The organism is Mesorhizobium sp. L103C105A0 (assembly GCF_000502215.1).
Classification (GTDB): Bacteria; Pseudomonadota; Alphaproteobacteria; order Rhizobiales; family Rhizobiaceae; genus Mesorhizobium.
This window is the reverse complement of record NZ_AYXF01000012.1, coordinates 61,059-84,644: the sequence shown is the minus strand read 5'-3', so window position 1 is coordinate 84,644 and position 23,586 is coordinate 61,059. Positions and strand designations below refer to the sequence as shown.

Annotated in this window: 24 protein-coding genes; 10 read left to right on the top strand and 14 right to left on the bottom strand. The window is 63.5% G+C overall.

Annotated features, from left to right (window positions below):
• Nucleotides 1-53: 53 nt before the first annotated feature.
• From X727_RS139810 to X727_RS139830, 5 genes are all read right to left on the bottom strand, one after another.
• The gene (locus X727_RS139810) at nucleotides 54-830 is read right to left on the bottom strand and encodes an ATP-binding cassette domain-containing protein (RefSeq protein WP_023744052.1); all 777 of its coding nucleotides are present in this window, start codon (nucleotides 828-830) and stop codon (nucleotides 54-56) included.
• A complete protein-coding gene (locus tag X727_RS139815) occupies nucleotides 827-1,828 on the bottom strand; it encodes an ABC transporter ATP-binding protein (protein WP_023835045.1) in 1,002 nt (333 codons plus the stop codon). Before X727_RS139815 ends, X727_RS139810 begins: the two co-directional genes overlap by 4 nt.
• Nucleotides 1,825-2,655, bottom strand: a complete 831-nt coding sequence (locus tag X727_RS139820; protein ID WP_023835044.1) for an ABC transporter permease — start codon at nucleotides 2,653-2,655, stop codon at nucleotides 1,825-1,827. Before X727_RS139820 ends, X727_RS139815 begins: the two co-directional genes overlap by 4 nt.
• A complete protein-coding gene (locus tag X727_RS139825; RefSeq protein WP_023804581.1) occupies nucleotides 2,652-3,638 on the bottom strand; it encodes an ABC transporter permease in 987 nt (328 codons plus the stop codon). The genes X727_RS139820 and X727_RS139825 overlap by 4 nt, the downstream gene beginning before the upstream one ends.
• Nucleotides 3,639-3,908: 270 nt before the next feature.
• Nucleotides 3,909-5,519, bottom strand: coding sequence for an ABC transporter substrate-binding protein (locus X727_RS139830; RefSeq protein WP_023835043.1), 1,611 nt, complete (start codon nucleotides 5,517-5,519; stop codon nucleotides 3,909-3,911).
• 358 nt (nucleotides 5,520-5,877) lie between these two features.
• Here X727_RS139830 and X727_RS139835 point away from each other — a divergent pair, with 358 nt between their 5' ends.
• On the top strand, nucleotides 5,878-7,068 hold the full coding sequence (locus tag X727_RS139835) for a Xaa-Pro peptidase family protein (protein ID WP_023835042.1): 1,191 nt from the start codon (nucleotides 5,878-5,880) through the stop codon (nucleotides 7,066-7,068).
• Nucleotides 7,069-7,239: 171 nt separating this feature from the next.
• Here X727_RS139835 and X727_RS139840 read toward each other — a convergent pair whose 3' ends face one another.
• Genes X727_RS139840 through X727_RS139850 form a run of 3 tightly spaced genes read right to left on the bottom strand, consistent with a single transcriptional unit; the run spans nucleotide 7,240 to nucleotide 9,722 of the window.
• Nucleotides 7,240-7,656, bottom strand: a complete 417-nt coding sequence (locus X727_RS139840; protein ID WP_023698983.1) for a cupin domain-containing protein — start codon at nucleotides 7,654-7,656, stop codon at nucleotides 7,240-7,242.
• A gap of 4 nt (nucleotides 7,657-7,660) precedes the next feature.
• The gene (locus X727_RS139845) at nucleotides 7,661-8,515 is read right to left on the bottom strand and encodes a phosphoenolpyruvate hydrolase family protein (RefSeq protein ID WP_023726424.1); all 855 of its coding nucleotides are present in this window, start codon (nucleotides 8,513-8,515) and stop codon (nucleotides 7,661-7,663) included.
• Nucleotides 8,516-8,528: 13 nt separating this feature from the next.
• Entirely contained in the window at nucleotides 8,529-9,722 is a 1,194-nt protein-coding gene (locus X727_RS139850; protein ID WP_023726425.1) for a Tm-1-like ATP-binding domain-containing protein, read from the bottom strand.
• A gap of 111 nt (nucleotides 9,723-9,833) precedes the next feature.
• Here X727_RS139850 and X727_RS139855 point away from each other — a divergent pair, with 111 nt between their 5' ends.
• From X727_RS139855 to X727_RS139890, 8 genes are all read left to right on the top strand, one after another.
• Nucleotides 9,834-10,517 carry a TetR/AcrR family transcriptional regulator gene (locus tag X727_RS139855; protein ID WP_023704248.1) on the top strand — a complete coding sequence of 228 codons (684 nt, stop codon included), beginning with the start codon at nucleotides 9,834-9,836 and terminating at the stop codon, nucleotides 10,515-10,517.
• Between the two features lie 302 nt (nucleotides 10,518-10,819).
• A complete protein-coding gene (locus X727_RS139860; protein WP_023835040.1) occupies nucleotides 10,820-11,932 on the top strand; it encodes an ABC transporter ATP-binding protein in 1,113 nt (370 codons plus the stop codon).
• Nucleotides 11,933-11,978: 46 nt separating this feature from the next.
• Entirely contained in the window at nucleotides 11,979-13,412 is a 1,434-nt protein-coding gene (locus X727_RS139865; protein WP_023728574.1) for an ABC transporter substrate-binding protein, read from the top strand.
• Between the two features lie 80 nt (nucleotides 13,413-13,492).
• On the top strand, nucleotides 13,493-14,554 hold the full coding sequence (locus X727_RS139870; RefSeq protein WP_023835039.1) for a sugar ABC transporter permease: 1,062 nt from the start codon (nucleotides 13,493-13,495) through the stop codon (nucleotides 14,552-14,554).
• Between the two features lie 3 nt (nucleotides 14,555-14,557).
• On the top strand, nucleotides 14,558-15,496 hold the full coding sequence (locus X727_RS139875) for a carbohydrate ABC transporter permease (protein WP_023728572.1): 939 nt from the start codon (nucleotides 14,558-14,560) through the stop codon (nucleotides 15,494-15,496).
• Nucleotide 15,497: 1 nt separating this feature from the next.
• Complete coding sequence (locus X727_RS139880; protein WP_023733630.1) at nucleotides 15,498-16,586, top strand: ABC transporter ATP-binding protein; 1,089 nt, start codon at nucleotides 15,498-15,500, stop codon at nucleotides 16,584-16,586.
• A complete protein-coding gene (locus X727_RS139885; RefSeq protein ID WP_023728570.1) occupies nucleotides 16,583-17,023 on the top strand; it encodes a hypothetical protein in 441 nt (146 codons plus the stop codon). Before X727_RS139880 ends, X727_RS139885 begins: the two co-directional genes overlap by 4 nt.
• 80 nt (nucleotides 17,024-17,103) lie before the next feature.
• Nucleotides 17,104-17,895: an ABC transporter ATP-binding protein gene (locus tag X727_RS139890; protein WP_348524534.1), complete on the top strand. Its 792-nt coding sequence runs from the start codon at nucleotides 17,104-17,106 to the stop codon at nucleotides 17,893-17,895.
• Between the two features lie 27 nt (nucleotides 17,896-17,922).
• Here the strand turns inward: X727_RS139890 and X727_RS1000000169170 are convergent, their stop codons facing one another.
• Together X727_RS1000000169170 and X727_RS139895 are read right to left on the bottom strand one after the other, a co-directional pair.
• On the bottom strand, nucleotides 17,923-18,453 hold the full coding sequence (locus X727_RS1000000169170) for a DUF4437 domain-containing protein (RefSeq protein WP_245274206.1): 531 nt from the start codon (nucleotides 18,451-18,453) through the stop codon (nucleotides 17,923-17,925).
• A gap of 7 nt (nucleotides 18,454-18,460) precedes the next feature.
• Complete coding sequence (locus tag X727_RS139895; protein WP_023669842.1) at nucleotides 18,461-18,808, bottom strand: GFA family protein; 348 nt, start codon at nucleotides 18,806-18,808, stop codon at nucleotides 18,461-18,463.
• A 116-nt stretch (nucleotides 18,809-18,924) separates the two neighbouring features.
• Between X727_RS139895 and X727_RS139900 the strand changes: the two genes are divergently transcribed.
• Nucleotides 18,925-20,220: an amidase gene (locus X727_RS139900; RefSeq protein ID WP_031204658.1), complete on the top strand. Its 1,296-nt coding sequence runs from the start codon at nucleotides 18,925-18,927 to the stop codon at nucleotides 20,218-20,220.
• A gap of 22 nt (nucleotides 20,221-20,242) precedes the next feature.
• On the opposite strand, the gene X727_RS139905 is transcribed toward X727_RS139900, so the two are convergent.
• The 4 genes from X727_RS139905 to X727_RS139920 form a co-directional block, all read right to left on the bottom strand.
• Complete coding sequence (locus X727_RS139905; protein ID WP_245260934.1) at nucleotides 20,243-20,584, bottom strand: hypothetical protein; 342 nt, start codon at nucleotides 20,582-20,584, stop codon at nucleotides 20,243-20,245.
• 39 nt (nucleotides 20,585-20,623) lie between these two features.
• Nucleotides 20,624-21,604 carry an NAD(P)-dependent oxidoreductase gene (locus tag X727_RS139910; protein WP_023686626.1) on the bottom strand — a complete coding sequence of 327 codons (981 nt, stop codon included), beginning with the start codon at nucleotides 21,602-21,604 and terminating at the stop codon, nucleotides 20,624-20,626.
• 85 nt (nucleotides 21,605-21,689) lie between these two features.
• The gene (locus tag X727_RS139915; RefSeq protein ID WP_023683008.1) at nucleotides 21,690-22,406 is read right to left on the bottom strand and encodes a FadR/GntR family transcriptional regulator; all 717 of its coding nucleotides are present in this window, start codon (nucleotides 22,404-22,406) and stop codon (nucleotides 21,690-21,692) included.
• 2 nt (nucleotides 22,407-22,408) lie between these two features.
• On the bottom strand, nucleotides 22,409-23,578 hold the full coding sequence (locus X727_RS139920; RefSeq protein WP_023686624.1) for a mandelate racemase/muconate lactonizing enzyme family protein: 1,170 nt from the start codon (nucleotides 23,576-23,578) through the stop codon (nucleotides 22,409-22,411).
• Nucleotides 23,579-23,586 lie beyond the last annotated feature (8 nt).

Sequence of the window (23,586 nt, the reverse complement as noted above, 5' to 3'; positions counted from 1 at the left end):
GTCCTTGCCTTTGACCATGATCTTGTCCGCAAACGGGTTTGCACTTTGCGGGATCATGGCCGGATCCTGTTCAATCTTGGCGCGGCCGCCACCAGCGCCTTGCCGACCGCCGATTGCGGCCCGTCGATGATGGTGCGGGCGTCGCCGCTCTCGGCGATCCGCCCGGCGTCGAGAAGGACGACGCGGTGAGCGATCGCACGGACCACGCCGAGATCGTGCGAAATGAAGAGATAGGCGATCCGTTCCCTGGCTTGCAGGTCGAGCAGCAGTTCGAGGATCTGTCCGCGCACCGAAACATCGAGCGCCGACACTGCCTCGTCGAGCACGATCAGCGACGGGTTTGTCGCAATGGCGCGGGCGATGGCGACGCGCTGGCGCTGGCCGCCGGAGATTTCGTGAATGGCGCGCGGGGCGAGATCGGCTGCCAGCCCGACGCGATCCAGCAAGGCAGCAATGCGGGCCGGCCTCTCGGCGCGGGAAGCGATGGCATGGATGCGCAAGGGATCGTCAAGCACGCGAGCCACCGTGGCGCGCGGGTTGAACGCGGCGAGCGGATCCTGGAACACCATTTGCAGGCGCGCGCGCTTGGTGCGCAGGGCCGCACCCTTCAAGAGCAGAAAGTCATCGCCTTCGAACTGGACGGTGCCGGCGTCCGGCTCGATCAACCTAAGCACCAGCCGCGCGATCGTCGACTTGCCGCCGCCGGAGGGCCCGGCCAGCGCCAGCGTCTCGCCGGGTTCGATGGCGAAGGAGACACCGTCGACGTGCGCGATGGCCTTGCCGCCACGACGGTATCGCTTGGTAAGACCGGAGACGGTGAGCAAGTTCATGCCGGCGCCCGTCGTAGCAGCGGATCGGCGTCGAGGCCGAGATGGGCGTCGAGCAGCGTTCGTGTATAGGCATGGCGCGGGGCGTTTATGATTTGCTCCGTCGGGCCGAGTTCGATCAGTTCGGCGTTCCGGAATACAGCGATACGCTCTGCGAGTTCGGCGGCCAGCGCGATGTCGTGGCTGATGAACAGCAGCGTCATGCCGTCCTCCGCCACCAGTTGCCGAATGAGGCTGACGATTTCGGCTTGCACAATGGTGTCCAGCGCGCTGGTCGCCTCATCGGCGATCAGCAGTTTCGGACCGGCTGCAATGGCCGCGGCAACAGCAACGCGCTGCTTCTGGCCGCCGGAGAGCTGGTGCGGGAAAGCACGCATGGCGGTTTGTGGGTCGGGCAGCCGGACACGTTGGAGCAGGGTTTTGGCTTTGGCGTAAGCTTGTGGCCAGTCGAGGCCGAGGTGGGTGCGGGCGACTTCGGCGATCTGTTTGCCGACGGTCATGACGGGGTCGAGGCTGGCGGAGGGGTCCTGGAAGACGAAACCAATGTCGCGACCGGGAAGGGGGAGCGTACTGGGTTCGGTTAATTTGAGAGGTCGGCGTTCCGTCACACCCCCCTCTGTCCTGCCGGACATCTCCCCCGCAAGGGGGGAGATTGCTCTCTCATCTCCGCCTTCGCCAACCACGAACGTTGCAGAAGGGAAGCCGTCGGCAAAGCTGCTGATCTCCCCCCTTGCGGGGGAGATGTCCGGCAGGACAGAAGGGGGTGGGAAGGATCGCGGCGCCTGAAATTGCCACTTGAAATGCCCTTCAATCTTGGCGCTCGCCGGCAGCAGTCCAGCCACCGCCAGCGCCAGCGTGCTCTTCCCCGACCCGCTTTCGCCGATAATCGCCAGCCGCTCGCCGGCAATAACATCCAGGCTGACCCCCTTCAGTGCCGTCACTTCGCCCCCGTCCCGCCGATAGCGCACCGACAGGTCGCGTACCTCAGCCAGTGCGGTCATGACAGGCTCCTCCGCACCGCCGTCGTTTCGACCACGCCTTCGCCGGCGAGATAGACGCCGAGCACGGTCAGCACCAGGGCAATGCCCGGAGCGATCGACAGAAAGGGCGCGGTTCGCAGCACAGTGCGGCCCTCGGCAATCATGCCGCCCCAGGTAACGCGATTGGGGTCGCCGAGACCAAGGAAGGACAGCGCCGCCTCGGTGAGGATCGCGGCGGCCACGATCACCGAGGACAAGGCCAGCACCGGCGGCAACGCGTTGGGCAACACCTCGCGAAAAGCGATCTCAAGCGGATGCATGCCGATGACGCGAGCGCCGGCGACGTAATCGCGCTCGCGGATCGACAGCACTTCGGCGCGCGCTACACGCGCCGGTCCGGTCCAGGCGCCAAGCGCTATTGCCGTGACGACGACGCCGAGCGACGGCCCGACGACGCTGACGAAGGCCAGCGCCAGGAGAAAACTCGGCACGGTCTGGAAGGCATCGGTGATGCGCATCAGCCCCTCGTCCACAAGGCCGCCGGCAAAACCGGCCAGCGTGCCGACGACCGCGCCGATGAAGAGTGCCGCCGCTGCCGCCGCCAGGCCGACCGCCAGCGAGGTGCGGGCGCCGTGGAACAGTTCGGCCAGCACGTCACGGCCGAGCCGGTCGGTGCCGAGCGGCAGCGACCAGTCCTGGAAGGGCGGCAGCAGTGCTGGTCCGGCAATGGCCTGCGGGTCGCCGGGGAAGAGCAGCGACGCAAACAGCGCCATGGCGAACAGAAGCGCCAGGATGATCGCGCCGGCGACCGCTTCCGGCCGGCGCAGGAACCGCGGCAGCGCGCTCACGCGCTGGCCTCGCCGGCGCCGACGCGCGGGTCGAGGAAGGCGTAGGCGATGTCGACGGCAAGGTTGACGGCAATGACGAGGACGGCGCTGGTGAGGATGATGCCGAGCAGCAGCGGCGTGTCGCGCGAAGCGACCGCTTCCTGCGCCAGCCGGCCGAGCCCGGGCACGGCAAAGACGCTTTCGATGACGACGCTGCCGCCCAGCATCTGCGCCGATTGCAGGCCGAGCATGGTGACCAGCGGCAAGAGCGCGTTGCGGGCGACATGGGCGAGCACGATGCGGCGGCGTGACAGCCCCCTGGCGCGGGCGGCGAGCACAAAATCCTGCCGCCACGCCTCGGCCATGCCGGCGCGCATCATGCGCAGATAGAGCGCGAGATAGATGAAGCCGAGCGCGGAAACCGGCAGGACGAGGTGGACGGCGATGTCGGTGGCGCGGTCAAAACCGGTCTTGTCCGAGGCCAGGCTCTCGATGCCGCCGATCGGCAGCCAGCGCAGGTCGACGGCAAAGACGACGATCAGCACCAGGCCAAGCCAGAAACCCGGCACGGCATAAAGCGCCAGCGAGCCGATCGACAGGAAGCAGTCGCGAAAGCTGCCGGGTCTGGCGCCGGCGTAGATGCCGAGCGCCGAGCCCAAACCGAAGGAGAGCGCGGTGGCGGTCACCATCAAGAGCAGTGTCGTCGGCAGGCGTTCCAGGATGACATCGCGAATTGGCCGCGAGAAGGTAACGGACTGGCCGAGGTCGAAATGCAGCAGCGCCCAGAGATAGTTCGCGAGCCGTGTCAGCTCGGACTGGTCGAGGCCCCAGCGATGACGCAGCAATTCGATCATGCCGGCGTCGCCGCCGGTCGAGACGATGTAGGCGTCGACCGCGTCACCGGGGGCGGCTTCCAGGAGGAGGAATGTGCCGATGATGACGATCAGCAGCACGAAGATGCTGCCGACGAGGCGACGGCGCATGAGGGTGAGGGCGCGGGTCATGGGAAAGGCATAGCGCTGCGCCAGTCGGGAGAGGTGCGGTGTCTAGGCACCCCCCTCTGTCCTGCCGGACATCTCCCCCGCAAGGGGGGAGATTGGATGTCGCCTCTGCCTTCGCCAATCTTCGATGCCGAATGTACGCGACAGCGAAGCTGCTGATCTCCCCCCTTGCGGGGGAGATGTCCGGCAGGACAGAGGGGGGTGTGATGAAACGCGGCCCTACGCCATGCTTTCACACCAATTTCTTTGCGAACTTTCATCCGCGCAAATGTGTCACGATTCCAGATAGGTGTCCGCCCAGTTCGACACCGCCCATCGCGGGTTGTTGGCGATGTTGCCCACGGTATCGCGCGCGACGCTGATGAAGCTCCATTCGGCGACGTTGATCAGCGGCAGGTCCGCCGCGACCTGTTTCTGGAATTCCTTGTAGAGGTCGGTGCGCGCTGACGTATCCAGCGTCTCCGAAGCCTTGGCGATCAGCGCGTCGAGCGCGGCGTTCTTGTAGCCGCCCTGGTTGGAGAACGGCACGCCGTCGGGAATGCCGCTCTGCACCAGGATGGTGGTCGAGATCGCCGGGTCGCCGCGGAACACCGGCGGGCCGACGGCGAGGTCGAAGGTGTGGTCGGTGTAGACGGCCTTGATGTGCGCGGCCGAGTCGTTGTTGACGATCACGGCGTCGATGCCGATTGCCGCCAGCGCCTGGCGCAGATAGTCGCCGAACTGCTTCGTCTCGTTGAAATAGGGTGCCGGCAGGAGTTTCAGCGCAAAACGCTTGCCGTCATCGGCGCGCTTGTACCCCGCGTCGTCGAGCAAGGCGTTGGCCTTGGCGACGTCGAATGGATAGATCGGCACGTCGGCAGTGTAGAATTGCGGATCGTTCTTCGGCACCGGGCCGGTGGCGGTGGCGGCATAGCCGAGGAACACCGTCTTGACGACGAAGTCCTTGTCGATGGCATGCGCGATCGCCTGGCGGACCTTCACGTCGGCCAGTTCCTTGCGGCGATGGTTGATCTCGACGACGAGCTGATAGGTCAGCCCCTCATAGCCCTTGGAGATCACCTTCAGGCCCGGCACCTTGGAGATGCGGTCGAGGTCGGCCAAGGGCACGGCGGAGAAGGCGGCGAGCTGGATCTCTTCGGCCTCGAGCGCCGCTGCAGCCGACGTGCGGTCGGGTAGCACCTGGTAGATGATCTCGTCGAGATACGGCTCGTCCTTGGCCCAGTAATCCGCATTCCTGGTCAGCTTGTAATACTGGCCGGCCTTGTATTCGCCGAACTTGAACGGCCCGGTGCCGATGGGTGCATTGTTGGCCGGGTTGTCCTCGATCTTGCCGACCTCGTAGATGTGCTTCGGCACCACGCTTGACAGCGCCGGCAGCGCGTTGCGGATCAGCTGGAACGGCGTTGGCTTGGCGAATTTGAAGACGGCGGTCAGATCGTCAGGGGTGTCGACGCTGGCCAGATCCTTGAACACGGTGCGGCCGAGATTCTGCAGCGGCTTCCAGATCTGCAGCGCGGAGAAGGCGACGTCGGCCGAGGTGAACGGCTCGCCGTCATGCCATTTGACGCCGTCGCGCAGTTTGAAGGTCACCGACAGCCCATCGGCAGCACCTTCCCAGGAGAGCGCAAGGCGGGGTTCCAGTCCGTCCTTGCCTTCGAACGAGGCTTCGGCCAGCGTTTCGACGATCTTGCTGGAGATGAAGAAGACGCCGTTGGAGGCGACGATGGCCGGATTGAGGTTGCGCGGCTCGGAATCGGCGGCAAGCACGAGGCGGCCGCCCTTCTTCGGCGTCTGCGCCCAGCTGAATGTGGGCATGGCGGTGGAGGCCAGCAGCAAAGCTGAGCCGCCAAGCAGCGTGCGTCTGGAAATATCCGACATGATCAACCTCCGTCCTCTCCGCGACCAGATGGGCGCACCCCTCGAAGCTGGCCTCACCCGCCAGCATCCTCGCGGCGATTATGACCCTTGCCAAGGGTTTCGCCAGAGACGGAATTGGCGCATCCTTGCTTGGCTTTGAAATTTTCGTCCGCTGGACCAGTTTTAGAGGTGGCCCTTTCATTCTGGTATTCTGGTAGGACCAGATTGCCTTAGTGTGCAGCAATGACGAGTGGTGACAGCCTGCCGAAGCAATCTAACCTGTTTCTGGCTGGACCAGAGTTAACGAAATGGTGCAGATTTGATCGAAAGCCAAGGGATCGGCCGCTGCACGATCGGCGATCCCACGGAAATCAGGGAGAGAACAATGAACATTGCCCCGGGCAAGAGCGCCGTCAGCAATATCCCGTTCGACCAGGCGAGGGTCGACCGGCTGATGGAAGAGGCCGGCATCGATGTTCTGCTCGCGACGTCCAAGCACAACACGCAGTATCTGCTCGGCGGCTACAAGTTCATCTTCTTTGCCGCCATGGATGCGATCGGCCATAGCCGTTACCTGCCTGTCGTCGTCTATGAAAAGGGTGGGCCCGATCATGCCGCCTATATCGGCAACCGCATGGAAGGCGCCGAGCACCAGAACAACCCGTTCTGGACGCCGACGCTGCATGCCGCCTGCTGGGGCACGCTCGATGCTGCCAATCTTGCGGTCGAGCACGTGACGAAAATCGGCAAGGTAGGCGCCCGCATCGGCATCGAGCCGGCCTTCCTGCCGTCCGATGCTTATGCGCTGATCCGCAAGGCGCTGCCGGACGCGAAGCTGATCGACGCGACCGATATGCTGGAGCGCATGCGCGCCATCAAGACGGACGCCGAGCTGGAAAAGCTGCGCATCGCCTCCGAGCTGATCACCGATTCCATGTTGGCGACCATCCAGTGGGCGCACGAAGGCAAGACCAAGGCCGAGATGATCGAGCAGCTCAGGCGCGAGGAGACCAATCGCGGCGCGCATTTCGAATATTGCCTGCTGACGCTGGGCTCCAGCCACAACCGTGCGGCGTCACCGCAGGCTTGGGAAAAGGGCGAGGTGCTGTCGATCGATTCCGGCGGCAATTATCACGGCTATATCGGCGATCTCTGCCGCATGGGCATTCTGGGCGAACCGGATGCCGAGCTGGAAGATCTGTTGGCCGAGGTCGAGACGGTGCAGCAGGCGGCGTTCTCGAAGGTGAGGGCAGGCACCATCGGCGGCGATATGATTTCGCACGCGGAGGGCGTGCTGAAGGCGTCGAAGGTCGCGCCCTATACGGATTTCTTCGCCCATGGCATGGGCCTGATCACCCATGAAGCGCCGTTCCTGATGACCAACCACCCGGTCACCTATGAAGGCACCTATTCGGCCAAGCCGCTGGAGACGAACATGGTGCTGTCGGTGGAGACGACCATGCTTCACCCGACGCGGGGGTTCATCAAGCTGGAGGATACGCTGGCGGTGACGGATGCGGGGTATGTGATGTTTGGGGATCGGGCACGGGGGTGGAATAGAGGTGGGATAGCCTAGCTCGGCGCTACCCCCTCACCCGGATTGCCATCCGAATTTCGAAGGGCAATTCGGGGCTATCCGACCTCTCCCCGAGGGGAGAGGAGTTTGCGCCGGCGCTGGCTTCTGCCTCTTCTCCCCCTCGGGGAGAAGGTGGCCGCGAAGCGGCCGGATGAAGGGGGCCTTTCGCGATTACTTCCCCGCCGGAATCAACCTGAAATCCGGCAACTCCCGCAGCACCAGTTCGGGTCCGGCCGGCGAATAGACGACGAAGAGCTGCATCGGCCCATCGCCCGTGTTCAGTGTCGAATGGAAACGGCTTTCCGGCACATAGATGGTGCAGCCGGGGCCGACCTTGGCGACGACCGGATTGCCCTCCTCGTCCTCCACCATCTGCTCGCCATTGCCTGAGATGACGAAGATGATCTCTTCCGCGCCGGGATGGTTGTGGCGCGTGTGGCCCTTGCCTGACGGCAGGTCGACGACGCCGCCGGAAAAGCGCGTCGCGCCATTTACTTCCGGCGCGACTGTCAGCGACAGCTTGCCCCAGTCAAAGCCGAAGGCGCTCACGTCCTTCGGGTATACGAACACCTTGCTCTTGTCGGTCATGATCTCATCCCTTCTTTTTCTTCTGGTCGTGCAGCGTGACGGCCTTGAAATCCGCCGTCTGCCTGGCGATCGCGGCTTCAGCCGGCAGCCGTTCCATCGAACTCGCGCCATAAAAGCCATGCAGGCCCTTGCAGCGGTCGAGGATGTATCTCGCGTCGTCCGGCATGGAGATCGGTCCGCCATGGCAAAGCAGGATGACATCCTTGCGCACCGATCGCGCCGCGTTGGCGATGGCGTCGATCTCGACCACGCAGTCGTCGAGCGACTTGGCCGACGTGGCTCCGATCGAGCCGCCGGTCGTCACCCCCATATGGGCAACGACGATGTCGGCGCCGGCTTTTGTCATGGCGCGCGCCTCGTCGGGGTTGAAGACATAGGGCGTGGTCAGAAGATCGAGCTTGTGCGCCTCGGCGATCATGTCGACCTCCAGCCCGAAGTCCATGCCGGTTTCCTCAAAACTCTGGCGCATGCTGCCATCGAACAGGCCGATGGTCGGGAAATTCTGCACGCCGGAAAAGCCCATCGTCTTCAGCTCGGCAAGCAGCAGCGGCATGATGACGAACGGATCGGTGCCGTTGACACCGGCCAGCACCGGCGTCTTTTTGACCACCGGCAGCACCTCGTAGGCCATTTCCTTGACGATCTCGTTGGCGTTGCCATAGGCGAGCAGGCCGGCAGCCGAGCCGCGCCCGGCCATGCGGTAGCGGCCGGAATTGTAGATGATGATGAGGTCGATGCCGCCGGCTTCCTCGGCCTTCGCCGACAAGCCGGTGCCGGCGCCGCCGCCGACGATGGGCACGCCGTCGGTGATCATCGCCTTGAACTTCTTCAATATGTCCTTGCGCGGTATTGCGGGCATTTGTTGACTCTCACTATCTGGCGATGTCGAGGAAGGCCGCGGTTGCGGCTTTGGCAAATTCCGGATCGTTGATGTGCAACGGCAGGCGTGTGACGCGGCGCGTGGCGCTCGGCCTGATGGTGCGCTCGATGGCATCGAACAGCACGGCGTCGGCTTCGAGGTCGAAGAAGGCGCCGCCCTCGATATCTAGTGCCGAGACGCCTTTTTCGGGGATCAGGAAATGCACAGGGCCCTCGCAGCGAGCGAGCCTGGTGCCGATCCACTCGCCTATGCCGCGGCATTCATTCGCCGTGGTGCGCATAAGCGTGACGTTGGGATTGTGCTCGTAAAACAGCCGGCCCCTAAACTTCTCGGGAATGGTCGGCGGCGCCCAGAAATTGACCATGTCCAGGGCGCCGACCGAGCCTACATAGGGCAGCTTGGTGCGGGCGATGGCGCCGAAGCGGTCCTCCGTCGCCGGCAGCACGCCGCCGAACAGCAGGTCGCAGACTTCCGTCGTGGTGATGTCGATGACGCCGGCGAGCAGGCCCGAGTCCGCGAGCTTCTCCATCGAGCGGCCGCCGGTGCCGGTGGCGTGGAAAACCATGCAGTCATAGTTGGCGCGCAACTGATCCGCGATGGCGGTCACGCAAGGCGTGGTGACGCCGAACATGGTGAGCCCGAGTGCCGGCTTGCCGGTGGCAGTCGGCGCCGGCCTGGCGGCCATGCCGGCGATTGCCTGCGCCGCATTGTGCAGCACGACGCGTGACAGCCGGTTCAGTCCCGCCATATCGGTGACCGATGGCATCATGATGATGTCGGAGACGTCGACATAGGGCGCGGTGTCGCCGGAGGCGAGCGTCGAGACCATGATCTTGGGCAGCCCAAGCGGCAGCGCGCGCATGCCGGCAGTGATGATCGACGTGCCGCCGCCGCCGCCAATGCCGATCACGCCTGATATGTCGTCGCGCGACTGAATGAAATTTGTGAAGGCGGCGCTCATGCCGGCCACTGCCGTGCCGCGATCATCGATGCCGAGCACGCCACTGGCTCCACCCGGATGATGCGCCGCGACCTCGCTGGCCGGGATATCGACCGGCACCGTGGCACCGCGCGTTCCGATGTCGACGCGGGCAACCGAACTGCCGGTGGCGGCAATAGCATCGGCCAGGAAGGCAAGTTCCTCGCCCTTGGTGTCGGCTGTGCCCACCACGTAGATGCGCTTCATCGCGTTTCTCCCGTCACCGGCCGACCGGCGCCGGGCCGCCTGTCGCCCTTTGCCGGCCTTTCGGTGGGCAAAGGTCATTGCAATTTTTTGAGACGCGCGTATCGTATTGACATGGAAGTCTCACGTCAACAAGCCGCTGGGAACGACGACGCCAACGAGGCTGCAGAACGCGGCCCACGGGCCCGCACAAAACGGCTGATGCTGAAGACGGCGACGCGGCTGATGCAGGCGGGCGTCACCCCGTCGGTCAGCGAAGTCGCGGAGGCGGCGCAAGTGTCGCGCGCCACCGCCTATCGCTATTTCCCCAGCCAGGCAGCCCTGGTGCAGGCGGTGGTTGACGAGGGGCTTGGGCCGATCCTGACCTGGCAATCGACGTCCACCGATGCCGGGCGGCGCGTTGCCGAATTGTTCGATACCGCCATGCCGCGCATCGAAGCTTTCGAGGCAACTTTCAAGGCAGCGCTGAAACTGTCGCTCGACCAATGGGCGCAGCGGCAGGCGGGCACGCTGGGCGGCGAGCCGCAATTCACGCGCGGACATCGCGTCCAGCTGCTGAAGGATGCCATCGCACCGCTCAAGGGCCGGCTGCCGCCGCGCGAGTTCAAGCGCCTGGCGCAGGCGCTGTCGATGATGTTCGGCGTCGAAGTGCTGATCGTGCTGAAGGATATATGGGGGCTCGATAGCCGCGGCATGCGGTCGGTCGCGCAATGGGCGGCGGGCGCCCTTGTGCGCGCCGCGGTGGCGGAATCAACGGCTGAAATCGATGCGGCCCCGACGGCGGCATTGGCGAAATAGCGCCAATCTGGTTCGACCAGATTTGGATGCCCACTATTGATGTTAACCGGGATGGCAGTGCCGAAACAAGGCTCTCCTATATCAACGAGTAGGAAAATTCAGGGAAAACAGTCGGATACATGAAAAATCCGGTTATACAAGGTCCGGTGGTGATCCAAGAAAGAGCTTGACGGCTATCCAAAATTGGTAATACCAGATCAGGAAAGAAAAGGCGGATCGAGAATGACAGCCGCAGTCCATTTCGGCAGGACGAGGAGAATCATACGGATGGCGCGTGTTCCGTCCGCACGAGGTGGCGCATCGTGACGCAGACGTCGCCTCGCGCCAGTGACGGCAAGGGGATTGCGCTGCGCCTCGATGGGCTCAGCAAGGCCTATGGATCCGTGCGCGCCATCAACGACCTGAGCTTCGCCGTCGACGAAGGCCGCTTCTTCGTACTCTTCGGGCCGAGCTCCGTTGGCAAGACGACGACGCTGCGCACTATCGCCGGCCTCGTCAAGGCCGACTCCGGCACGCTTGAGATCGGCGGCCGCGACATGGCCCATGCGCCGATCGCCGGCCGAGGCATCTCGATGGTCTTCCAGTCTTTCGCGCTTTACCCCCACCTCACGGTCTATGACAATCTCGCCTACCCGCTGCGCGAGGAGAAAGCCGCGCGCGCCGAGATTGACAAGCGGGTGAAAGAGACCGCCGAGATCCTGAAGCTGACACACCGCCTGAAGGCCAAGCCGGCAACCCTGTCCGGCGGAGAGCAGCAGCGCGTCGCGCTCGGCCGCTCCCTGATCCGCCGGCCAAAGATTCTTCTGCTCGATGAGCCGCTCACCAATCTCGACGCCAAGCTCCGGCACGAGACGCGCGCCGAGCTGAAGCGGCTGCACCGCCAGTTCGGCATGACCGTGATCTATGCCACGCCCGACGAGATCGAGGCTCTCTCGATGGGCGAGACGATCGCCGTCATGCGCGATGGGGGCATCGTCCAGATCGGCACGCCAGACGAGCTTTACGAGCAGCCGATCGATACCTATGTCGCCAGCAAGATCGGCTCGCCGCACATGAATCTGTTCACGGCCTCGGTGCGCGCCGACACCAGATCTTTCGACACGCCGCTCGGGACTCTGGTTCCGGCGACGGCGCCAAAGACTGCCGATGCCAACGAGGCCGCGCTGATCGGCATTCGCCCGAGCGACATTCGGCTCGCCGCCAAGGGCGAAGCCGGGGTTGCCTCGAAGGTGCATCTGGTCGAACCGCTCGGCGACATAACGATCATCTCGGTCGAGGCCGGCGGCGAGATGTTGCGCATGGTGCTGCCGGAAGCGATCGCCGCCAGCATCAGGACCGGCGATTCGGCATCGATCGCCATCGATAACAGGAAAATCCACGTCTTCCGCGCCGCGAGCGGCCAGGCAATGACCTGACTCGAAAGGCGAGAAGCAATCCGGTTAACCAAGGGAGGAAACGCGAATGACGGCGATGACCAAACTGAAAGGGCTAGCGACAGCCGCAAGCTTCGCTGCCACACTACTGGTGGGAGGCGTGACCTATGCCTCTGCCGAAGAAGTGACGTTGACGATGGCGGTGCCGGATTGGCCCCCGACCCGCATTATGAAGAAGTTCTTCGACGAGCAGTACAAGCCGAAGTCTGGCAATACTGTGAAGCTCGATGTGGACTTCATTCCGTGGCCGGATTTCTACACCCGCGTCAACGCCTCGTTGACCTCGGGCGAAAAGAAGTACAACTTCATCGTGTCGGACTCGCAGTGGCTGGGCGCCTTCGTCGAAGGCGGCTACTTCCGCAAGATCAACGATCTCATCGATGCCGACCCGGAACTCAAGGCGACGATGGAGTCGATGCATCCCGCCGTGCTCAACGCCTACTCGACCTATCCCAACAGCACGCCGAACTACTACGGCTTCCCGCAGTTCCCGGACGTGCTGGTCACCTACGGCCGCAAGGACGTGCTCTGCAACAACGACGAGCAGGCCGCCTACAAGGCGAAGTACAATGAGAAGCTGCCCTGCACCGGCGAAGAAATCGACGCCATGGACTGGAACACGTTCGAGCATGTTGGCGAATTCTTCCAGCGCAAGAAGGGCGACAAGCTCGCCGGCCAGGTGCTGGATGACGATTTCTATGGCATCGCCTATCAGGCAGGCAAAGGCTACGACTTCTCGACGAGCTCGGTCCACACGTTCGTCTGGGAGCATGGCGGCGGCATCTGGGATGAAACCAAGGCCCCGACCGGACATGCCGAAGGCGTCGTAAACTCCCCGAAGTCCATCGAGGGCATGGAGCATTTCCTCAAATTGCTGAAGTTCATGCCGCCGGTGGTCAAGACCGGCACCATGGACATCTTCGTCTCGGACCAGTTGTTCCGTGAAGGCAAGGTGGCCATGAACATCGACTGGATCGGTCTCGCCGAAGCCTCGCTCGATCCCAAGACGTCGAAGGTTGCCGACAAGCTGGTGTTCGGATTGGCGCCAGGCCTGCGCGGTGCCGACGGCAAGGTGAATCGTACGTCACAGATCGGCGGACAGCCTTTCGTTCTCACCACCTGGACGACGCCTGAGCAAATCAAGGAAGCGGTTGGCTTCGTGAAGTGGTGGCTCTCGCCTGATATCCAGCACCAGTTCGCCGCCGGCGGCGGCCAGTCCGCGATCAAGTCGGTCTACAGCGATCCGAAGTATGTGACCTATCGTCCGTGGGACCGCGCCTGGGCGAACTCGCTCGACTGGCAGAAGGACATGTGGCACGTGCCGCAGTTCTTCGAACTGCTCACCCAGCAGCAGGACCAGTACGACCTAGCCATCACTGGCAAGCAGGACGCCAAGACCACCTTGGATAACATCGCCAAGTTCCAGGAGGACCTCCTGAAGAACGATGGTCTTATCCAGTAACCTTCCGACATAGCTGCGGGGAGCGGGCAAAAGCCGCTCCCCGTCATTGCCACTTCAGGCGCTCCATATTTCGGACTCCCATGACCGCTGTTTCAAGCACGCTGCTGACACCACGCCTTACCGCGGTTGTTGCCCACAACTGGAAACTCGCCATCGCTGTCGCTGTCGTCGTGTCGGCCATATCAATGGCGGGCTTGCCTGCGGCTGTCTCCTTCTGGGTGGTGGGCGCCGCGGTGGCGTTGGTCGCGGCCGCATTTACCGTCAACGCGTATCGCCGCCACTACTTCGGCGCCTTGCTGGTCGCTCCGGCAATCGCCGTTCTGTTTGTGATGAATATCTTCCCCCTGCTGTGGTCGCTGGGCCTTTCGTTCTTCGCCTACCAGGCAAACCAGCAGACGATCCGCTTCGTCGGACTTGGGAACTACATCCGGATCCTTACCAACGATCTCGCTGCTCACGCGACTTGGGGCGCGCTGATCAACACCGCCATGTTCGTCGTGTTCACCGTCTCCGCGCAGATGATCGTCGGCTTTCTGCTGGCCATCCTGTTCGCCAAGCAATTTCCGCTGCGCAAGTATTTGTTGATCCTGGTGCTGACACCGATGATGCTTTCGGTTGTCGCCTCTGGCGTGTTCTTCACCTACTACTATGACCCGACATTCGGGATTCTCAGCTACGTCATCAATTCCATCTCCGGCAACCAGTTCATCCTGATGAGCAACAAAGTCGGTGCCGTGGCGGGAATCGTTTTCGCCGACGCATGGATGTGGTCGCCCTTCGTCATGCTCCTTGTGCTGGCGGGCCTCGTCTCGGTGCCGAAATACCTTTACGAGGCCGCTGCCATCGACCGTATTTCCAGCTGGCGGCAATTCTGGATGATCACCTTCCCCTACATCCGCGGCCTTCTGATGTTGGCCCTTCTCTTCCGCACCATCGAGGCATTCAAGCTGGCGGATCTCGTCATCCTCCTCACCAAGGGCGGCAACGACACGCTGACGATCTCCTATCACTTGATCCGCATCGCCAACGAGCAGAACAAGACGAGTGAGGGCGCGTCGATCTCCTATCTGATGCTGTTCATGGTGATCGTTCTCACCAACCTCTACCTGTACCTCGCAAACCGCCGTACGCAGGGAGCCTAACCCGTGACCGAATCGATATTGGGAAAGCTCGGCTTCCGCAGGGCCAGCGGAGTAGACGAGGCCGGCTGGGGGCGGACGCTCGCCGTGGCCGTCGTCGCCTTTATCTATTTTCTGCCGGTGCTGTTCATCATATTCACCGCCTTCAAACCGCAGGGCGACGCGCTTCTGGTGCCTCCGACGCTGTCGCCCACGTCGCTGTTCGGCTTGATTCCGGATCATTTTGTGTTCAAGCCCACGCTCGAAAATTTTGGGTCCGTCTTTTCTCGCTCGATGACGTCGGGCGGTGCCCCGGAAGCGACAGGATTCGACCGTTATTTCTTCAACTCGATCTTCATCGCCTCGGCTTCGGTGCTGCTGGCGCTGGTCATCGGCACCCTGGCGGCCTTCGGCTTCTCGCGCTATCCGCTGAAAGGCAATGACACCTACCTGTTCATCATCCTGACCACGCGCATGCTGCCGGCGATTGTGGTGATCATTCCGGTGATCCTGATGTTCCGCGTAGTGGGCCTGTCGGGCTCGTATCTCGGCATCATCATGCTCTACACCGCCTTCAACTTGGCCTTCACCATCTGGATGATGAAGAGCTTCTTCGATGAATTGTCGCCAGACGTCGAGGATGCCGCCCGCCTCGACGGATCGTCCGGAATGCGGGTGTTCTTCAAGATTTGCCTGCCCCAGGTCATTGCCGGGCTCGCCGCCACGTTCGTGTTCGGCCTGATCCTCACCTGGAACGAGTTCCTCTTCGCCCTCTTGCTCTCGGGGCCTGACACGAGGACGGTCCCGGTCGCCATGAACCAGGCCGTGTCGTCGGGTGGACGCGGCACCGACTGGACTTTGCTTGCCGCCATCGAAACCCTGTTCCTCGTCCCAGTCTTCCTGGTCACCTTCTTCTTGCAAAACCATCTGTTGCGCGGTGTTACCTTCGGCACGGTGAAGCGCTGAGATGTCAACCATCGAACTCCGCAAAGTCACCAAGCGCTTCGGCTCCTTCACCGCGGTCAAGGACGTTGACCTGTCGGTGGCCGCCGGTGAGGTCGTCTGCCTTCTCGGCCCGTCCGGCTGTGGCAAGACGACGACCTTACGCGTCATCGCCGGGCTGGAAAGCGTCACTGACGGCGAGGTCGTCGTCGCCGGCAAGGTGATGAACAAACTGCCGCCCGAAAAGCGCGACATCGCCATGGTGTTCCAGTTCTACGCGCTCTACCCGTCGGCATCGATCGCCGAGAACATCGCCTTCCCGCTCTATCATGACGGCATTTCCGGGGCTGAGCGGACTGCCCGCGTCAACCGCGTCGCCGCGATCCTTCACTTGGAGCACGTTCTCGACCGGCTGCCGAACCAGATATCCGAGGGCGAAAAGCAGCGCGCCGCCATGGCCCGCGCCATCGTCCGCGACCCCAATTGCTTCCTCTTCGACGAGCCCTTGTCGCGTCTCGATGTCGAACTGCGCCAAACCATGCGTGGCCAGATCAAGGAAGTGCTGCAGGGCCTCTCCAAAGCGACCGTGATCGTGACCCATGACCAGCTCGAAGCGCTCACCATGGCCAACCGCATCGCCATCATGAAGGACGGCCTGATCGAGCAAGTCGGCTCACCGCACGAGGTATTTGCCAAGCCCGCCAATGCTTTCGTGGCGAGCTTCATCGGCACGCCGCAGATGAATCTTCTCGAGGCCGACCTCAAGGCCTTCGCCGATGGCACGGCGGACATGACCGTTGCCGGCATTAGTCTGGCGATCCGCACGGACGCGGCGGTCGCGCGCCTGCAGCCCGGCAAGGTGACGATCGGTGTCCGCCCCCGTGCTTTCACCGTGACCGATACGGGGGACCGTGGCACCATCTCCGCCAGAGCCGAGCTCATCGAGCCCATGGGCGCCGAAACCCTTATTCATGCCCGCACGGCGGCAGGCGCCGACATCCGCGTCGTGGTGACGAGAAGCCAGTGGGTCAAGGTCGGCGAGGCGCTGAATCTACGCCCCGATCCCAGGCAAACCCATGTCTTCGATGGCGCCGGAAAGGCGGTGCGGTCATGAGCGACAGTTCTTCCGGCATGAGCCGCGCCGGCGCGTTCCGCCTCGAGCTCTTCATCATTGGCCTCGGCGTCTTGGCGCTGGTGCTGATCTTTCAACCCTTTTCCATCGGCCTGTACGCGGTCGGCAGCGGTCTCGTGGTGCTTGCCGGGCTCATCAACAACCTGCTGCCGTTGGCCCAGCCGGGCGTCAAGGTGCGCAGTGTGGTGACCGTAGCGCTGGTCGTGGCGCTGGTCTTCTGCATTGCGCTGCTGGTATCGATCACGGCGGCGCATCTCTACGGCGTCTTCTTCCTCAATCCACCGGACCCCAACACTCTCGCCGGCAAGGCGCAGCTCGCCACGCCGCCTTTCTACAAGCAGGCTTTCGTGTGGGAAATCGCCGCCGCGGCGGTGATTCTCGCGCTGATCGTCACCGCTCTCAACAAGACAGCGCGATGATCAGCAGCTGACGCTATCCGGCAGGTCGCGCTCGCGCCCGTCCGCGACGGTCGGTGTGCGTCGCCCTCTCAACTCTCACGCTGTCATCCTCCGGCTTGACCGGAGGACCCGACGCCGAGATCAAGGATCGTGTCGACCGCGCCGCCAAGACACTGCGGATCGAACATCTGCTCGACCGCAAGACCGACCGCCTTTCAGGCGGCGAAATGCAGCGCGTCTCTATCGGGCGCGCCATCGTGCGCAAGCCGCGCGTGTTCCTGATGGACGAACCGCTGTCGGCGCTCGACGCCAAACTGCGCGAGGCGCTGCGCACGGAACTGAAGAACCTGCAGATCCAGCTTGGCGCCACCTTCCTGTTCGTCACCCACGACCAGATCGAGGCGATGTCGATGGGCGACAAGGTGGGCGTGCTCAACCATGGCCGCATCATCCAGACCGGCACGCCGCACGAGATCTATAACAATCCGCGCGATACCTATGTGGCCAGCTTCGTCGGCTCGCCGCCGATGAACCTGATCGATGGCAAGCTGGTCAACGGCCGCGCGGTGATGGCGCCGCTGAATTTCGAACTGCCTTTCTCTGGGGGTGCCAAGGCGGGCGGTGCGACCGACGGTCGCCCGCTCGTCTTCGGTATTCGACCTGAGGATGTGTATCTTGAAAGCGGTGCGCCGGTCGAGGCACGCGTCCACGATGTCGAGAACCATGGCGTGGAAAAGATCCTGACTCTGCGGGTCGGCGACACGACGCTGCGCGCCACGGTGCCGGCCAGAACCGATGTCCAGATCGAGCAGCCGGTGCGCTTTGCCTGGAATCAGGACAAGGTGGTGCTGTTCGACAAGGGCAGCGGCGTGAGCTTGCGGCACGCCAGCTAGTTGCGGTCGAACGACGGCGCCGCCTGACTATTTCTGGAAGTAGGTCTCGTAAGGCGTATCGTTGATCAGCAGGATCACGCACTCCGTCTCTGAGAGGCAGGCGTCGTCGTGCATCTCGTTGGCCTTCTGGGTCCAGTAGGATCCCCGCGGCAATTCGACCTTCGTCGCTTCGCCGCCGTCCATTTGCCAATGCGCCCACAGACCCTTGATGACCAACGCGCGATAGTCGGCGGTGTGCGCATGAACCGGCGCGCGCCAGTTGCCGGGAACTTTCAGCAAGGCTGTCCTCGAGGGCAAAGGCGCGAGCGGGAAAGACGCAAGAAACGGCGAGCACNCGGCGAGCACCAGAAACGCGCCGTCTTCGGCGGCCTGGTGGTCGACAATGCCGGTGTGGCCAGCGCCTTCGCCTATTGTGGCGCTGCGACCTTGCTGGCGGCGATCGTTGTGTTCGCGCGCGGCCCTAAGCGCGTCGAATAGCCGATAGCCATCCTTGGCTAAAGCAGCGGGCCCGAGAACTATCAAGGTTTTCGGGGCGTTGCTTTTGTGGTGAGAGGCCACCGTAGGGTCAGACCGCGCGGCCGTCGAAGTCGAAGACCGGCAGGCCGGTGGGATCGAAATCGGCGACGCAGTTGAGGTTGATGTAGGCGCTGCGTTCGCTGCCCTGACTGACATCCTCGGCAAAGGGATGGATGCCGCAGGTGCGGCAGAAGCGATGCGCCATTGCATGATTGCCGAATGTGTAGGTGCCGAGATCGTCGCCCCACGCCAGCACCGTCAGGCTGTCATGCGGGATGGCGGCCAACAGCGCGCCCTTGCGCGAGCAGATCGAACAATTGCACCGCACGGCGCCGGTCAGCTGCGCCTTGAATTCGAACGCAACCTTGCCGCAGTGGCAGCTGCCTTTGTACAGCATCAGTCTCTTCCTATCGCTGGCAGGTGCAAAGGCACGCTGTCCGGGTTATTCCTTCCGCTGACCTAGCGGCCCATATGCCTTAAAGACGCTCCACCTTGACGGAATCCGACATCGACATGCAATCAATCCGCGATCGTCTCGAGATCATCCTGTCACGTCTTGCCAATTGCGCGGCAGGCGAGAAGGTGTTCACCAAACTCTATGCCGAGGCGGCGCGCGCAGCGGCCGAGGCCACCGATGCGCGCAAGAAGGCCGGCGTATCGCTCGGGCCGCTCGACGGCGCCATCATCTCGATCAAGGATCTGTTCGATGTCGCCGGTGAATCGACCACGGCCGGTTCGCTGATGTTGAGGGACACCGCGCCCCGTCGGCACGACGCTGCGGTCGTCAACCGTCTGCGCCAGGCCGGCGCCGTCATCATCGGCAAGACCAACATGACCGAATTCGCCTTCACCGCCATCGGCGACAACATGCACTACGGCACACCGGGCAATGCCGCCGACACCAGCCGCATTCCGGGCGGTTCGTCGTCGGGCGCCGCCGTGTCCGTTGGCGAGGGGACGAGCGACATTTCCATCGGCTCCGACACCGGCGGTTCGGTGCGCATCCCGGCATCGCTGAACGGCGTCGTCGGTTTCAAGCCGACGGCGCGGCGCGTGCCGCTGACTGGTGCCTATCCCCTTTCTGCGACGCTGGATTCGATCGGGCCGCTGGCGCTGAGTGTTGCTGCGTGTGCCCTGGCTGACGCCGCGATGACGGGCGAGCAGATGCCGCAACTGCACCTGCCGTTAGCGCTTGCCGGGCTTCGTGTCGGCATTCCGCGCGGCCTGCTTTTCGAAGACACGGAAACGGAGATTGCCGCCGCGTTCGATCGCAGCCTTGCCGGGATCGAGCAGGCAGGCGCGTGGCTCACGGACATTTCGATCGACGACCTCATTGCCGATCTGCGCCTGGCCACCAAACGCGGCTCGATCGCGGCCATGGAAGGTGCTGAAATCCATGCCGACTGGCTGGCGACGGGCGCATCGATGCCGGTCGATCCCCATGTCAGCGGGCCGCTGTCGCGGGCGGCGGCCATACCGACGCCGGTTTATATCAGGGCAATGCGTCGTCGCGCGGCACTGTGCATAGCCATGGACGAGCGGTTGGGTTCGGTCGATGTGCTGGCTCTGCCGACCACGCCGGTGACAGCGCCGACTATCGTTTCGATGGCCGAGGATACGGCTCTGCGTGAACGCACTGAAGGTCTGCTGCTGCGCAACACCCAGGTCGCCAACCAGTTTGACCTCTGCGCGATCTCGCTACCGATGCCCGGCATGACGCTGCCGGCCGGGCTGATGCTGGTGGCGCGCAATGGCCACGACCACCATCTGCTGCGCATCGCGGCTGAAATCGAGCGGCTGCTCCGATAGGCAGCGAGCCGTAGGTCGGCAGTCAACGTGCCGCGCAGCGCTTGCGCTCGCTTTTCTTGGAGGAGCGTTCGATTTTGGTAACGACCAGCATCGGCGGATCGTTCGGCTGGCCGCGATGCTGGATCGATCCTCGGACGACGAGTTTTCCAGCATAAAGCTTGTCGGAGAGGTCAGGTGCCGATCTGTCCAGCGGCGGCAATTCCGTAGTGTTGAGCTCCACGCCTTTAACGACATTGCCGGTGGTCAGATCCAGCGCATTGCCTGACGGGCAGGGCGCCATCATGCAGACGATCCCATTGCTGCAATAGACATAATCGCTGCTTTGTGCCGCCGCGAGCGAAGGTAAGGCCACGATCGACGACACTGCGAGAACCAGAGATGCGAAGCGAAAACCGGACATGGTTCACGCGTCCGCCGGGAACCGTCTGCGGTAATGCTCGACCACATCGGGATTGCGCAGATTGACAGGCAGCCGGTTGGCCAGCACCAGCAAGGTCTCGCCGGCCGCGCCCACGCCCATGCGCATCATCGATTGCTCGGTAATCCCCGCCATATGCGGGGTGACGATAACATTGTCGAAACCGAAATAGGGATGGTTTGCCGGCAGCGGCTGCGTGGCAAAGACGTCGAGTGCGGCGCCGCCGATCCGGTCTTGGCGCAAGGCCTCGATCAGCGCCTCGTCGTCGATCACCGGTCCGCGCGAAATGTTGATCAAAAGCGCGTCCGGCTTCATGCGGGCAATGCGTTCGCGGCTGATCAGGCCGCGCGTTTCCGGCGTCAGCGGGCAGCAGAGCACGATGATGTCGCTCTGTTCGATCAGCGCATCGATCGACAGGAAGCCGATCCTGTCGGGTGCCGGCTGCATGCTGCGGGTCGTCGCCACGACGTCGAGGCCGAAGCCGTGCGCGGCGATATGGGCGACCGCCTGACCGATGGCGCCGAAGCCGATGATGCCGATGGTCTTGCCGGCAAGCTCGCTGGCATGGCTGGCGTGGTCGCGGCCGGCATTCCAGCCCTTGGCGCGCAAGTCGCGGTCTACCGAACGGAAGCGCCGAAGCAGGGCAAGGGCCGCGAACATCACATATTCGGCGACCGAACGCGCATTGACCGCCGGCACGTTGGCGACCAGCACGCCGGCCGCGGCCGCGGCCTCCATCGGCACCATGTCGAGCCCGGCACCGTGGCGGACCGCTGCTCTGAGTTTCGTGGCGTTTTCGAACAGCGACGGCGGCAGCGGTGCGCGAACGATGATGACGTCGGCATGCTTCGCCTCGGCCGTCAGCGTTGCCGCATCGAGCGCTGAGGCGACGACGAGTTCACCGGCGCCCGCCAGCATTGCGGAGGCACGCGGATGCAGCGTGTGCGTCGACAGGATTCTGGGCATGGGGCTCTCGTGTTTGTCGCAATTCCCAAGGGAAAGCGCTGCGCGCTTTCCCGGGAAACCGTTTCACACTTTTCCTGGAATTGCTCTAGGCTTTCTCAAATGCCAGGCTTTGCGCTTGCGCCTCGCGGCCCTCGATGATCCCCTTCCAGTAGCTTTCCGCGCCTTGCAGGTGGGCGCTCATCAGCGCCTGGGCGAGATTGCCGTCGCGACGCAGCAGCGCCTCGTAGATCTGGATATGCTCGGCATGCGAGCGCACTGAGCGCTCGGGATCGTTGAAGTAGATCGGCAGCCGCTGCTCGCCCATCAGGTAATAGACGCTGCAGATATTGTGGAAGACGCCGTTCTTGGTCGCCCGCACGATTTCGAGGTGGAATTCGCGGTCTTCCTTGGCGAGGCCTTCGCCGGCGGCGATGCACTCCTCCGAGGCTTTCAGGATCTCCCGCAGGCGTTCGAAATTCTCTTCGGTGGCACGCGAACAGGCAAGTTCGGCGGCCTTGATCTCGTGGATCTTGCGCAGTTCCACGGTCTCGTAGATCTGCACCGGATCGAGCGGCAGGCCCGCGCGGGCGAAAAGAGCCAAGGCTTCTACACTGGCCTGCCTGGTGTCGACATAGATGCCGGATTTGGCGCGGCGCTCGACGATGCGCATGGCCTCCAGAATGGCCAGCGCCTCGCGGATCTGGCCGCGGCTGACACCGAAATGCTCCGCCAGCTCGCGCTCCGAGGGCGTGCGGCCGCTCTCCTTGTCCGAATGGGCGAACAGATAGGCGGCGAGTTCGGCGAGAAGGTTCTTTTCTTTCATCGTCAACCGCGTTGCGCGTGCGCCTCCAGGAACCGCTCCGAAATGGTGAATCCCAGACCCGGCTTTTCAGGGATCGCTATCATACCGTCCCTTGCTTCGACAGTCTCTTCGATAAGATCGTGGATCATAGGGTTGGCGCCGAGCGAATATTCGACAGTAAAACTGGCAGGCGAGGCCGCACAAACATGCAGGCCGGCGAAAAAGCATGGCGCGCCGGCCCACAGATGCGGGGCAAAGCGCAGATTGAAGGCACTGGCGATGGTGCCGATCTTCATCGCCTCGCTGATACCGCCGCAAAAGGCCGGATCCGGCTGGAAGATATCGGCGGATTTCAGCACCGCGAGATCGCGGAAGGCGTAGCGCGTCGCTTCGCTTTCGCCGGTGGCGATCGGGATCGAACCCGAGGCGCGCACCTCGGCCATACCAGCCTTGTCGTCGGCGATAACAGGCTCCTCGAACCAGGCGAGGTCGAGATCGCTGGCCAAGCTGATGAAGCGCTTGGCCTCGGCCACCGTATAGGTGCCATGCGCGTCGACCATCAACTCGACGTCAGGACCGAGCGCCTGCCGTGCGGCGCGGACGCGGGCGGCGGAAATGTGCGGGGCGCCGTCCATGGCGCCGACGCGCATCTTCAGCGCCTTGAAGCCGCCTTTGGCGATGTAGGATTTGAGCTGCTCGCCGATAGCCTCGGCGGCAGCCCAGCCGCCGGAGGCGTAGGCCGGCATGCGGTCGAGCTTGCGGCCGCCGATGAGCCGCCACACCGGCTGTCCCAACGACTTCCCCAGAATATCCCAGAGCGCGATATCGACGGCGCTGATTGCCGCAATGCTCATGCCGCGCCGCGCCAGCTGCGGCATGGCATGGCCGGCGCGCGCGGCACTGTCATGGCGCACGCCGTTGTAGAGCATCTCCCAGATCATGCCGATGTCGGCGGGGTCGCGGCCGATCAGCTGCGGCCCGACCTCGTGATTCAGCATGTAGACCAGCGCACCATAGCTGCCGGCGCTGCCGGCGGCGTTCTTGCCCTCGCCCCAGCCGATCAGCCCGTCGTCAGTCTCAATGCGCAGGATGGCGGCGTCGAACGTCGTCACCTGGCCAAAGTCGCTGCGATGCTGCTTCGCGGCCTCAATCGGCACGCGGACCCACCACGCCTGGACCGTTTTGATGCGCATCCCGATCG